The 12,982-nt window shown below is 44.0% G+C and carries 14 protein-coding genes; all 14 read left to right on the plus strand.

Annotated elements, in window-relative coordinates; translation table 11 throughout:
- The first annotated feature begins 6 nt into the window (after positions 1 to 6).
- Positions 7 to 3,234: an efflux RND transporter permease subunit gene (locus tag AAIR98_RS02065; RefSeq protein ID WP_423970589.1), complete on the plus strand. Its 3,228-nt coding sequence runs from the start codon at positions 7 to 9 to the stop codon at positions 3,232 to 3,234.
- A 128-nt stretch (positions 3,235 to 3,362) separates the two neighbouring features.
- Positions 3,363 to 3,902 carry a ribosome hibernation-promoting factor, HPF/YfiA family gene (gene hpf / locus AAIR98_RS02070; protein ID WP_423970590.1) on the plus strand — a complete coding sequence of 180 codons (540 nt, stop codon included), beginning with the start codon at positions 3,363 to 3,365 and terminating at the stop codon, positions 3,900 to 3,902.
- 53 nt (positions 3,903 to 3,955) lie between these two features.
- The gene (gene hprK / locus AAIR98_RS02075; protein WP_423970591.1) at positions 3,956 to 4,936 is read left to right on the plus strand and encodes an HPr(Ser) kinase/phosphatase; all 981 of its coding nucleotides are present in this window, start codon (positions 3,956 to 3,958) and stop codon (positions 4,934 to 4,936) included.
- Positions 4,920 to 5,267 (plus strand): RNase adapter RapZ, encoded by a 348-nt coding sequence (locus tag AAIR98_RS02080; protein WP_423970592.1) that lies wholly within the window; start codon positions 4,920 to 4,922, stop codon positions 5,265 to 5,267. Before hprK ends, AAIR98_RS02080 begins: the two co-directional genes overlap by 17 nt.
- Positions 5,268 to 5,404: 137 nt before the next feature.
- A complete protein-coding gene (locus AAIR98_RS02085) occupies positions 5,405 to 5,773 on the plus strand; it encodes a RapZ C-terminal domain-containing protein (protein WP_423970593.1) in 369 nt (122 codons plus the stop codon).
- On the plus strand, positions 5,770 to 6,168 hold the full coding sequence (locus AAIR98_RS02090) for a PTS sugar transporter subunit IIA (RefSeq protein ID WP_423970594.1): 399 nt from the start codon (positions 5,770 to 5,772) through the stop codon (positions 6,166 to 6,168). Before AAIR98_RS02085 ends, AAIR98_RS02090 begins: the two co-directional genes overlap by 4 nt.
- A 7-nt stretch (positions 6,169 to 6,175) precedes the next feature.
- Complete coding sequence (locus AAIR98_RS02095) at positions 6,176 to 6,640, plus strand: PTS sugar transporter subunit IIB (RefSeq protein ID WP_423970595.1); 465 nt, start codon at positions 6,176 to 6,178, stop codon at positions 6,638 to 6,640.
- Positions 6,631 to 7,236 (plus strand): PTS sugar transporter subunit IIC, encoded by a 606-nt coding sequence (locus AAIR98_RS02100; RefSeq protein WP_423970596.1) that lies wholly within the window; start codon positions 6,631 to 6,633, stop codon positions 7,234 to 7,236. Before AAIR98_RS02095 ends, AAIR98_RS02100 begins: the two co-directional genes overlap by 10 nt.
- Entirely contained in the window at positions 7,233 to 8,027 is a 795-nt protein-coding gene (locus tag AAIR98_RS02105) for a PTS system mannose/fructose/sorbose family transporter subunit IID (protein ID WP_423970597.1), read from the plus strand. Before AAIR98_RS02100 ends, AAIR98_RS02105 begins: the two co-directional genes overlap by 4 nt.
- A gap of 3 nt (positions 8,028 to 8,030) precedes the next feature.
- The gene (locus AAIR98_RS02110) at positions 8,031 to 8,300 is read left to right on the plus strand and encodes an HPr family phosphocarrier protein (RefSeq protein ID WP_423970598.1); all 270 of its coding nucleotides are present in this window, start codon (positions 8,031 to 8,033) and stop codon (positions 8,298 to 8,300) included.
- Positions 8,300 to 10,039, plus strand: coding sequence for a phosphoenolpyruvate--protein phosphotransferase (ptsP, locus tag AAIR98_RS02115; protein ID WP_423970599.1), 1,740 nt, complete (start codon positions 8,300 to 8,302; stop codon positions 10,037 to 10,039). The genes AAIR98_RS02110 and ptsP overlap by 1 nt, the downstream gene beginning before the upstream one ends.
- Complete coding sequence (lepA, locus tag AAIR98_RS02120) at positions 10,026 to 11,846, plus strand: translation elongation factor 4 (protein ID WP_423970600.1); 1,821 nt, start codon at positions 10,026 to 10,028, stop codon at positions 11,844 to 11,846. Before ptsP ends, lepA begins: the two co-directional genes overlap by 14 nt.
- Before the next feature lie 2 nt (positions 11,847 to 11,848).
- Positions 11,849 to 12,397: a flavodoxin family protein gene (locus AAIR98_RS02125; RefSeq protein ID WP_423970601.1), complete on the plus strand. Its 549-nt coding sequence runs from the start codon at positions 11,849 to 11,851 to the stop codon at positions 12,395 to 12,397.
- Positions 12,397 to 12,870, plus strand: a complete 474-nt coding sequence (locus tag AAIR98_RS02130) for a GNAT family N-acetyltransferase (RefSeq protein ID WP_423970602.1) — start codon at positions 12,397 to 12,399, stop codon at positions 12,868 to 12,870. Before AAIR98_RS02125 ends, AAIR98_RS02130 begins: the two co-directional genes overlap by 1 nt.
- Positions 12,871 to 12,982 lie beyond the last annotated feature (112 nt).

Consider the following 12,982-nt stretch of genomic DNA (forward strand, 5'->3'; position numbering starts at 1 on the left):
AATTTTATGGAAGAAAATAAAAAGAAAGAACATGTAGGGGAAAAAGTTCCCGAAACAGCAACAGGCGGCATGGCCGAAGTTTTTATTAAACGCCCGGTCACAACCATAATGATATCGCTGGCTCTTTTGGTACTGGGGTTCATGGGTTTTAAAAACATGGGTATTGATATGTACCCTAACGTGGAAATGCCTTACGTGCTTGTACAGACAACATTGGCGGGTTCCAGCCCTGAGGAAATAGAAACATCCATAACCAAAATTATTGAAGAAGCGGTTAACACCATTTCCGGTATTGAGGCTATAGAGTCTTACAGTATGGAAGGTTTGTCAATGGTTCTTATTGAGTTTGAACTTGAAAAGAACGCCGACGTGGCCTCGCAGGAAGTGCGCGATAAAGTTAACCAGGTTCAGGCTGATTTGCCTGACGGTGTGGATGTGCCTGTTATTTTAAAGTTGGATATTGGCGCGTTGCCGGTGCTTACAATAGCTGTTTCCGGCGACAGAGATATTGTCGAACTTACGGAAATGGCCAAAAAGCAGGTTAAAGAAAATATTGAAAACGTACGCGGCGTAGGCTCTGTAGATATTGTGGGCGGCCGTAAAAGAGAAGTGCATATAGAGGTTAACCCTTTTAAGCTTTACGCTCTTGGCATACCGATAGCGGACGTTAAAAAAGCCTTAGAAGAGCAGAACGTTGAAATCCCCGGCGGCCGTATAGAACAGCCTAAGCAGGAGTTTGTGCTGCGCATTTTAGGCCGTGTTCCCACGGTGGCGGGTTTTAAAGACGTGTTTGTAAGCATGGTTAACGGCACGCCTATTAAAATTTCAGATATCGGCACAGTTTCCGATACCGGTGAATTTGAAAGGCAGTCAACATATCTTAACGGTAAACGCACGGTGTCTTTTGAGGTAAAAAAACAGTCCGGCGCCAATACATTGGAAGTTATTGAGGGCGTTAAGGCCAGAATTGATGAGCTTAATACCACATTGCCTTCAGATTTTTCAATATCATTTTTATCCGACCAGTCCGGCAACATCAGAGATTCTTTTTACAGCGTTATTGAGCATTTAATATTAGGCGGCATTTTGGCGGCTATAGTGGTACTTATATTCATGGGTTCTATGAAATCTACGTTTATAGCGGCTATGGCCATACCTACGTCTATTATAGGTTCGTTCTTCTTTATGGACCAAGTTGGTTTTACTCTTAACAACATGACGCTGTTGGGGCTGACCGTGGCGGTAGGTATCGTTATCGACGACGCCATCGTTATGTTGGAAAATATTTATAGGCATATGGAAGAGTACGGCAAGACGCCGCTTCAGGCCGCTTTAGAAGGGTCTAAAGAAATTACGGGCGCTATTATCGCCACTACGCTGTCCATATTGGTTATTTTCTTACCGCTTGCTTTTATGAGCGGTATAGTGGGCCGCTTTGTAAGAAGCTATGGTATTACAGTGGCGGTGGCTATTGGTTTGTCTGGCGTTATCGCTTTGACATTAACGCCTATGCTTTGCGCCAAAATGCTTAACCAGAATGAAAAGAAGAGTAAAATTGAACATGTTGTTACCAGAATCAACGGCTGGCTTGTAGAGATATACATGCCTATGCTTGAGTGGGCTCTCAGACACAGAGCTATAATGGTAATAGGTTCAGTATTATTGTTCTTGTCGGCAATACCGATGGTTACAGGTATCGGCGGTGTTGTAAAGAAGTTTGCCCCCGAATACGTTGCGGGCGACCACAATGTTGTGATGGAGAGAATATTAAAAGGCGTAAAGTCTGACTTTATTCCCCAGGACGATACCGGCAAAATAAGAATCTCTATTAAAGCGCCTGTTGGCACCAGCTACCAGGATACGCAAAGAATATTTGGCACATTGTCTAATGATTTAAGAAGGCTGCCTTATATTAAAGACTTGTTTGTGGCTGTTGGCGTGCCCGCTATGAGCGGTATTGGCAGCAGCGCGGTTAACGAGGGTTATATTCTTGTTGAACTTGAAGACAGAGACGCGCGTAAAAAGATTACCACATTCACATACCAGGACAATATAAGAGAAATGTTGGCCAAGTATGAAGGGTTACGCACCATGGTTGCTATAGTCAGCGACGGCCCCAGCGGCGGTCAAGCGCAGTTGGAATACCTTATTTCCGGCCCGGATATAGAAACGCTCACAAACTATTCCGATACTATAGCCGATACTCTTAGGCATACAAAAGGTTTTATTGACGTTGACGTGTCATTCTCATTGGCAAAACCTGAGTATCGTATAGTAATAGACAGAGATAAAGCGCAGGATCTTGGCGTAAAAGTATTGGACATAGCGTCCGCCTTACGCACAATGGTCGGCGGTGAAGAGGATATTACTAAATATAAAGAAGGCGAGGAGCTTTATGAAGTAAGACTGCGCGTCGCTGAGGAATTTAGAGACAGCGTGGCCACCGTTTCCGCTCTTATGATTCCGTCATCAAAAGGTTTAGTCAGGCTGGACAGTTTGGCAAAAATTGAGCCCGGCTTCGGCCCCACGCAGATTGACCGTTATAACAGGCAGCGCCAGGTTACCGTATCGGCAAACATTACTAAAGATATGGACTTGGGTACAGCGGGCAAGTTTGTGGATGAAGAGTTTAAAAAGCTTAACGCACCTGTCACCTATAAAGGCGAACTCGTGGGTATGAGTAAAGAAATGGGTAAGATGATGGCCGCCTTTGCGGTTGCGTTTACCTTGGCCATATTGTTTAAATACATGATTTTGGCTTCGCAGTTTGAGAATTACTCACATCCTTTGGCAATCTTGGTTTCTCTGCCGTTAACGTTACCGTTTGCCATATTCTCACTGCTGATAACAAACCAGTCTCTAAACATATTCAGTATGTTAGGCCTGTTCATGTTGATAGGCGTTGTCAGTAAAAACGCTATCTTGCAGGTGGACTATATTAACACACTACGCTCAGAGGGCTTACACAGGCTTGACGCTATATTAGAGGGTAACAAAGTACGTTTAAGACCTATTTTGATGACCACAATCGCGCTTGTTTGCGGCGTGCTGTCCATGGTGTTCGGCACAGGCTCGGGCGCTACATTAAGACGCAGCTTGGCCATCGTAGTTATCGGCGGGCAGACATTATCGCTGTTAATTACGCTGCTCATGACGCCTGTAGCTTATACTTTGCTTGACGACTTAAGCAATTGGGTCAAAAGTAAATTTAGCAGTAAAAATGCTAATGCTTAAATAAAAGGCGGCCCTTAGGGGCCGCCTTTCCTTTATCTCCAGAATATCCTTGACTAGGCGCTCTTAAAATTCTTTAATCTTTAGACGGGGTAGAATGCTTTATTTTTGCCCTGAAAACCGGAGGATTTATGGAAATCAAAATTACAGCTAAAAATATTAAATTAACACCAGCTATTAAAGAGTTCGCACAAACAAGGGTAGACAAAATTGAGAAGTATTTTGACAATGTTGTATGGGCGCAAGTACTTTTAGCTGTTGATAAAAAAATTAACCAGCGTGCGGAAGTTATTGTACACATAGGCAATAAGCAAACGGTAAGCGCAACAGCAGTTGAGGCCGACTTATATAGAGCTATTGACGCCGCTGTTACAAAAGCCGAAGCGCAAATTAAAAAACTTAAAGAAAAAACAAAAAGCAAAAGAACCGCTAAAAAAGCCGAACCCATCGCTTTTATTGACCCGGTTATAGCTGTGCAGAACGATATTAAATTCTCGGTAATAAAACAGGTTGAAGTTAACCCCATGAACCCGGAAGACGCCGCCTATGAAATGGAAAGACTGGGCTACACATTCTGGATGTTTCTTGACGAGGATTCTAAACAAATCAACTTAATATTCAAACGTCTCGACGGCACATACGGCCTTATCAAGCCTATTAAGAAAAAATAAGTTTACTGTTATGCGCCGCGGCGTCGCGGCGCATAATGTTTATGGGGGGAAACGTGAGCGCGAATTATTTCAGGGCAGTTACGGTAGAAGAAGTTTTAAAGGTAAAGCAGCGCGATTTGCGCCTTACTCTTGTTTGCTGTGACGGCTTTTTAAACAGAGAAATTGCCCACCGTAACGTTAACCGCCCCGGCCTGGCCTTGTGCGGCTACTTAGAAAACTTCCGCGCGGACTTAGTGCAGGTTATTGGCCGCGGGGAATACGCTTTTTGCAAAACCATTGATCCAAAAATCCTTAAAGAAAACATTGTTAAAATGCTTGCCGTAGGCAATGTACCCTGTCTTGTTATTACCGCATCGCAGCCGCCGTTAGAACCTATGATAGAAGCCTGCCGCGAGGGCAAAGTACCGCTTTTCACAACAACCTTAGACACGTCCGCCTTTGTGGGCGATTTGTCCGCTTATCTTGACCAGCTTGTTTCACCCACCACACATGTGCACGGCGTGCTTGTTAACGTGTCCGGCCTTGGCGTGTTGATCAGGGGCGAGGCAGGTATAGGCAAAAGCGAGTGCGCCATAGAACTTGTTAAAAGGGGCCACATTTTAGTATCTGATGATATTGTTGAAGTACAAAGAAGAAGGGGTAATATTTTAATGGGCTCCTGCCCCACCATGATTAAGCATTACATGGAAGTGCGCGGGCTTGGCATTATTGACGTGGAGCTGCTGTTTGGCGTGGGGTATACAATGCAGTCTAACCAGGTGGAAATGGAGGTTAACCTTCTTTCCCCCAGCAATGCGCCGCTGGACCGTTTGGGCGTAGAGCAGAAAAAAATTGAAATACTGGGGGTGGAAATACCGTCGCTCTCAATACCGGTTACGCCGGGCAGAAACTTAGCCATACTTATAGAGGTGGCCGCCTTAAACCAGCGTCTTAAAAACCAGGGTGTTTTTCCTGCGCAAGAGTTTAGCAAGCGCGTGCTTGAAAAAATAGACAAAAACGCGGCGGCAAATAAAAATGATGAAAAAAACGGATAAAAAAATTTTTATAATTACCGGCCTTTCCGGCGCGGGTAAAACAAAAGCGCTGCAAACATTTGGCGATTTTGGGTTTTATTGCGTGGACAATTTGCCGCTGGCTTTGTTTGAAGACTTTTCTAAACACATAAAAAACAGAGAAGAGGAAAACATAGCGCTTGGCGTTGATATCAGAGAAGGTAAAGATCTTAAAACTCTGCCGCGTATTGTTAAAGACCTTAAAAAAAGCGGTTTTTACACTTACATAATTTTTCTTAACGCGTCTGACTCTAAACTGGTGCAAAGATTTTCCGAAACAAAACACAAGCATCCTATACAAAAAAGCTTATAGCCGCCATCGCGCAGGAACGCAAGCAGTTAAAACCTATTCAGGCCATAGCTGATAAAGAAATAGACACTACTAACCTTACGCTTGGTGAACTTAAAGAAAAGCTTTCAAAAGTGCTTAACCTTAAAAAAGAAAGTGAAATGCAAATAAGCATTCTGTCTTTTGGTTTTAAGCGCGGGTTACCGTTAGAGGCCGACACTGTTATAGACGTGCGTTTCTTGCCAAACCCGTATTATATACCCGAGCTTAAAGAGCAAACGGGGCTGGACGCGCCTGTTGGTAAATATATAATGCAGTTCCCGGAAGCGAAGGAATTTTTGCATAAATACGCCGATCTTCTTAAATTTTTAATACCCAAATATATGAAAGAAGGTAAATCTTACCTTACCATAGCCATAGGCTGCACCGGCGGTAAACACAGAAGCGTTTATATGGCGCACGAGCTTACCAAAGTGCTTAGAAAGGGTGGCTTTACCGTATCTGAATACCATAGGGATATGAGGCAATGATAGAAATTATTATTGTGGCGCACGGTAATTTGGCCAAAAGCATTTTTGAAACCACGCACGCGATGTCTTGTATGGACACAAGCCGCGTGACGTGCTTTTCGGTAGCGTGCAACAGTGACGTGGAGTCTATAATTATAGAACTAAGAAATATTTTTACGGCCGCTGAGGAAGGGGCTATTGTGCTTACCGATATGTTTGGCGGGTCAGGCGCTAATATTTCACTTTTAGCTTCCAGAGATTTGCCTAAAATTAAAGTAATTACCGGCGTTAATATGGGCATGTTTATCTCCGCGCTTAATAACCGCGGACAAATGGATATAGAGGCCTTGGCCGCCAAAGTAGAAGCGGACGGTAAACGCGCTGTAATAAACGCTACTAATTTTATGAACGCGTGAGGTACGCATGGCAATTGTTTTTACAAGAGTAGACGACAGGCTTATCCACGGGCAGATAGTGCAGGGCTGGCTGCCGGGGCTTAATGTGGATGAGTTTGTTGTTGTTATAAACAATGCCGATAGTTTAATGACCTCTCTTTTAAGAATGTCTCTGCCGGAAGAATACTCTCTCAAAGTTTTAGGCGTTGAAGAAGCCGTTAATTATACGGCAAAAGCCAAAAATAAAATCTTTTTACTTTTCAGTAATATTGACGATGTTTACGTAGCGCTTATAAAGGGGCTTACGCTTACCACACTCAACGTTGGCGGCATACATTACCGCGATGGCAGAGAAAAATTTCTTACAGACGTTTACCTTGATTCCCATGAAAAAGACGTAGCCAAGCAAATAATAAAAATGGGCATAACTTTAGACGGCCGCTCCGTACCCAAGGAAGCTCACGTTGATGTGGAGAAGATATTATGCAAGTAATAATAATTCTCTGTTTTGTTGCCGCTTTGCTGGAGCTGGACAATGTTATTTTCGGCCAAATAGGTTTGGGCCGCCCGTTTGTGTGCGGCATTATTTTTGGCGCGCTTATAGGCGATGTTGGCACGGGTTTACAGCTGGGTATTTTTATAGAACTTTTATTTTTAGATTATACGCCTGTCGGCGGCGTGCTGCCGCCTAACGGTACCGTGGCCACGGCCTGCGCCGTTGGCGCGGCGGCGTTTGGCGCGCCGGTGTACGCGGCGTTTTTCTACGGTGTTTTAACAGGGCTTATTTTTAGGTTTGTTGAAATGCGAATAAGGCTTTTTACAGGCAAAATGCTTATGGGCAGACAGGTGGAAATTGTTAACTACCCTATAAGAACAATTAAACATTTTGTATACGGCAGCATTTTGGGGCAGTTTATAATAAACTTTTTTGTTATGTTCTTTGCTGTTTACTCTGTAAATTTGTTTTTATATTATGGCAAAACTTTAAGCCCGCAGCTGCACCTGGCGCTGCACACGGCGTATATGGCGGTGCCGTGGATGGGCGCGTTTGTTTTATTTAGAAAATTTAGAGTGAGGTTAAAAGCATGAAGCTTAAAACCAGGCTTACAATATTTTTCCGCTCCATGCTGTTGCAGGCAGGGTGGAATTATTTGCGCTTTCAGGGTTTTGGTTTTGCTTTTACCATGCTGCCGTTTTTAAAAAAATTATATAAAGGCAAAACGTTGGATATTGTTGTGCTTAGATATATGGAAACTTTTAACACGCAGCCTGTTATGGCGGGTTTTTGTTTTGGCGCGTTGGCCAAGGCGGAAGAGGATGTGCTGCTCGCCCCGGCTAAAAAAACAGAATGGCGCGTGGTAAAAACATTTTTATCATCATCGTTAGCGTCTATTGGCGACAGGTTGTTTTGGGATACCTTGCGCCCGCTTTCTCTGGCTTTTGGCACCTTTATAACCTATTTACTGGTAAGAGATTTGCCGGATTTTGATATGGTGCGCTGCAGTTGGCTTACAGGCATTTTTTTAATTTTAGCGGTACTGGTGTCTTATAACAGCGTTGCTTTTTATATTAAATGGAAAGGTATAGGCGCCGGCTACGCCGGCAGCAGGGGCAATACTTTTGGTCTGCTTGGTTTTAACTGGAACAAGATTATAAAAACGTTTAGAATAATAGGCCTTGCCCTAACGGCGGCGCTTATAATTTTAGTGTTTTGTGACATTTTTGTTTTATATTCTTTTTCTCCGCAGTTTTTAGTTTTTTGCGGTATGATATTATTAATTTTTGTGGTAAGCGGGTTTGCTTACAAGTACGACATACCTAATGTGTATATATATCTTATGGTATGTTTAATTCTCAGTGTAGTGATGTACATTATATAAACTATGATAAAAAAAAGTATACAGGTAAAAAATAAAATGGGGGTCCATGCCAGACCCGCCGCAATGGTGGCGCAGTTGGCGTCAAAATTCGCTTCCGACATTATGGTTGCCAAAGGTGGCATAGAAGTTAACGCAAAAAGCATTATGGGTATAATGATGTTGGCCGCGGAGTGCGGCAGCATGTTAATGTTTACTATTGAGGGTAAGGACGAAGCCGAGGCGTTTAGCGCCATGGAAGAATTATTTAACAGCCAGTTCTCGGAAGGATATTAATGGAAATTATAAAAGGCATAGCCGCAAGCCCCGGTGTGGCAATAGGGCCCGCGTCACTTTATAAGCACCCCAATTTTAATATTGAGGCGCGTCACATAAACGCCGCCGATGTGGCGGCGGAAATTTCGCGCGTTAAAAAAGCTTACGCTAAGTCTATAGCGGATTTGGTCAGGTCCGAGCGGGAGATTATGGACGCGCTTGGCCCTGAATACGCGCAGATGATAGCCACCCATAAGGTTATCATGGAAGACCCGTCGTTAAAAGAATCCGTAAAAAATAAAATAGAAAAAGATCTTTTATCGGCCGAGACCGCGATATATAGTGTTTTACAGGAAATAGTAATAAGCTTTGACAATATTGCCGATGATTTTTTTAAAGAAAGAAAGGCCGATGTATACGACGTGGCTAAAAGAATTTTGACTAACCTTACCGGCAGCAACCACACGGCGTTTGAGCGCGCTGCCACGCCGTCTATACTTATAGGGCATAACTTACTGCCGTCGGACACGCTTACTTTAAAAGACCACAACTATATAGGTTTTGTTACTGATATAGGCGGCAAAACAAGCCACACGGCGCTTTTGGCGCAAAGTTTAGAACTGCCGGCTGTTGTAGGTTCCTCCACAGCAAGTAAAACGGTAAAAGACGGAGACATTGTAATAGTTGACGGCGAAAGCGGCCTGCTTATAATTAACCCGGACCATGAAACGCTTGTCACTTACAAACGCGCGCAGCGTGAAATTAAAAAGTCAGAAATTTTATTAAAAACAATTAATGACCTGCCTTTTGTAACTACCGATGGCAAGCAGGTGCATATGATGATAAACTATGACCCGCGCCTGGATTCTAAAGAAACCAAAAAGCTAAAAACGGACGGTCTTGGTCTTTTGCGCACAGAGTTTATTTATATGGACCGCTCCATCCCGCCAAGCGAGCAGGAACAGACCGATATTTATGTTAACGCCGCCAAAAAATTTGACCTGCGTCCCGTTCACATAAGGCTGGCCGATTTGGGCGGGGATAAAGTGCACTCATTGCATCTTGGCGATTATTCGCACGAGCTTAACCCCTTTATGGGGTGCCGCGGCGTAAGATTACTTTTAAAATATCCCGCGCTTTTAACCACGCAGTTACGCGCCATAGTGCGCGCCGCTTCAATAGTGCCGGCGCAAATAAAAATGATTGTGCCTATGGTATCGTGCATAACTGAGGTGCGCGCGGTAAGAAAAGCGTTTGATGAGGTTTTAGCGCAGTGCGCGGCGGAAGGCATAGTGCCTAAGACCAAGATAGACTATGGTATTATGGTGGAGGTTCCATCGACGGCGTTGGCTCTTGACAGTATACTGCCGGAAATAGATTTTGTTTCCATTGGCACTAATGACTTGATACAATATATAATAGCGGTAGACAGAGTTAACCAGGAAGTGGCCTCTCTTTATGACCCCTATCACCCGGGTGTGATAAGAATTATTAATCATATAATTCAAACTTGCGCGCAAAAAAATAAGAGTGTAAGCATCTGCGGTGAGGTAGCGTCCGACCCTAACATGGTTCCGCTGCTTATAGGTCTGGGTGTTAACACATTGTCCACCACGCCAAGAATGTTCTTAAGAATTAAAAACAGGCTGCGCACGGTAAGTTACGACGCGTGCGCCAATTTGGCCCAAGCGGCGCTTCTTATGGACAGTTCTGAAGAAATTAAAAAGTTGAGTTTAAATACATTAGATGAAAATTCGTAATTTTTCCATAGTCGCACACATAGACCACGGCAAGACCACACTTTCTGACCGTATACTTGAAGACACCGGCACAGTTGCCAAGCGCAAAATGACGGCGCAGCTGCTTGACGGTATGGACCTTGAAAAAGAAAGAGGCATTACCATTAAAGCCAAAGCCGTGCGCATTAAATATAAAGACTACCAATTAAATTTAATTGACACCCCCGGCCACGTGGACTTTTCTTATGAAGTAGCCCGCTCGCTGCGCGCTTGCGAGGGCGTGTTGCTGCTTGTAGACGCTTCGCAAGGTGTTGAGGCGCAGACTGTGGCGCACGCGCATTTGGCGCAAAGCCTTGGCCTTAAAGTTATACCCGTAATGAATAAAGTTGACCTTTCACAGTCAGACGCTGACGTGGCGGAAGAACAGCTGTGGGAAATTTTACGCGAACCTATTTTAGCTGAACGTGTCAGCGCCAAAACAGGTATGGGTGTGGATAGTTTGCTTGAGAGGATTATTGCCGATATTCCGGCGCCAAAAGGTGAACCTAAAGGCAAAACCCGCGCTTTAATTTTTGACTCTTACTATGACACCTTTAGAGGCGTAATTATTTATGTCCGCATGGTGGACGGCACTCTTAAACAAGGCCAAACCTTAAAACTTATGGCCAGCGGTATAAGCTCTAAAATTGAAGAAATAGGTTACATGAGCCCGCAGCTTGTAAAATGCGACGGCCTTAGCATGGGCGAAGTAGGTTACATTGTGGCGGGTATCAAAGACATTCACAGCGTGCATGTGGGCGACACTGTTACATTGGCCGACAACCCGTCTGAAGACCCTTTGCCTGGTTATGAAGACGCTAAACCTGTGGTTTTTGCCAGTATCTTTCCTATAGACTCGCCCGATTACCCGCTGCTTAGAACGGCGCTTGAAAAGCTGAACCTTTCAGACTCGTCTTTCCATTACCAGAGCGAAGTTTCTAAGGCTTTGGGCTATGGCTTTCGTTTGGGTTTTATGGGGCTTTTGCATATTGAAATTGTTAAAGAAAGATTAGAGCGTGAGTTTAATCTTTCGCTCATCGCCACCAGCCCTAACGTGGTGTATCATGTAAAATTTCATAACCGCAAAACGCATCCGCAGGAATTATTGGCCCTGTCTGACGCGGGTGACGGCTATAAAATTATTGATAACCCCGCAAACTTCCCGCCGTACGGCGACATCATAGACATTAAAGAGCCTACCATAAGAATAACCGTGGTTACCCCGGTAGAATTTATGGACGGCGTGATGACCTTGCTTAAAGAAAAGCGCGGCACGTATATTGAAATGGAGCACATTTCTAATATGCGCGTTATTATTAAATATTACATGCCTATGGCTGAAATGGTTATAGACTTTTACAATAAACTAAAATCAGTTTCCAAGGGCTACGCCTCGTTCGATTACGAAATTGACGAATACAGAAGCGGCGACGTTGTGCTTATGGAAATACTTATCCACGGCGAACCTATAGACGCGCTTTCCGTAATCACACACAAAGACAAAGCGCAAACACAAGGCCGCGCATTATGCGAAAAGCTTAAAGAGCTTATCGGCCGCCAAATGTTTGAAGTGGCCATCCAGGCGCGTGTAAACGGTAAAATTTTAGCGAGAGAGACCATCCCCGCCATGCGTAAAGACGTTATTTCCAAATGTTACGGCGGCGACATTACCCGCAAACGTAAATTGTTAGAAAAACAGAAAGAGGGTAAAAAGAGGATGAAGTCCATAGGCAGCGTTAACATACCGCAAGAAGCTTTTGTAGCTATGTTAAAAATAGATGAGGAATAACTATGTCTAAAAATATTCTTGTAATTACCGGCAGCCCGCGCGAGGGCGGCAATACGGAACTTCTTGCAGACGCTTTTATAAAAGGCGCTAGCGCCAACGGGCACCAAACAACAAGATTTGACGCGGGTGTTAAAAAACTTGCCGCCTGCGCGGCGTGCGACAATTGCTGGGGCAACGGTTTACCGTGCATGTTTAGAGATAAATTTGCCGAGCTGGAACCTTTGCTTGAGACGGCGGATGTGCTGGTAATAGCGTCACCTTTATATTGGTTTACGGTATCGGCGCAAATTAAAGCGGCTATAGACAGAATGTATTGCTACTCTCACCCAAACGCGAAACGTAAATTAAAGATTTCCGAAAGCGTATTTATTTGCTGCGGCGCGGGTGAGGAAGACAGTTTTGACGCCGTAATTTCTTCCTACAAACTTACTGCCGATTATATGAACTGGAAAAACGCCGGCATAATTATAGCGCCCGGTATTGTTAAAAAAGGCGATGTGGCAAAAACAAATCTTCTTGACCGCGCCCAAAAGCTAGGCATGTCTTTGTAATGGACAGCAAGTATAAAATAAAAGAACTTCCACTTGAAGACCTTAACCGTGCGTTAACGTTGGTGTGGGTTGTTTTTAGCGAGTTTCAGGCGCCCGGGTACAGTGAAGAGGGTGTGAATCATTTTAAAAACATTGTTCTTAAAGAAGAAAAGGTGCGTGAATATATTTTAGCCTGCGCACTTACAATGTTTGCGTGTTATGACGGGGAAAATATTATCGGCGTGGCCGCTGTAAGAGTGCCGGCGCATATAATGTTTTTATTTGTTGATAAAGAACACCACAGGCGCGGTGTGGCAAGAGGACTATTTGAAGCGATTTTAGCGGCTTATAAAAATAAGACTGATGAGATAACAGTAAATTCTTCCCCCTACGCACTAGAAGCGTACCACAAACTGGGTTTTGTCGATACCGAGCCCGAACAAGAAGACGACGGTATAAAATATACCCCTATGAAATATACAATAAAAAACTAACCCCGGGAGCGCCGGGGTTAGTTTTTATTTATATATTTATATTATTATAAATAAAGTCATCCTGAATTTTTGCGCCAACGCAAAAATGTGAGGATCTACCTTATAAAACAAC

Source organism: Elusimicrobium simillimum (genome assembly GCF_049639735.1).
Taxonomy (GTDB): Bacteria; Elusimicrobiota; Elusimicrobia; order Elusimicrobiales; family Elusimicrobiaceae; genus Elusimicrobium; species Elusimicrobium simillimum.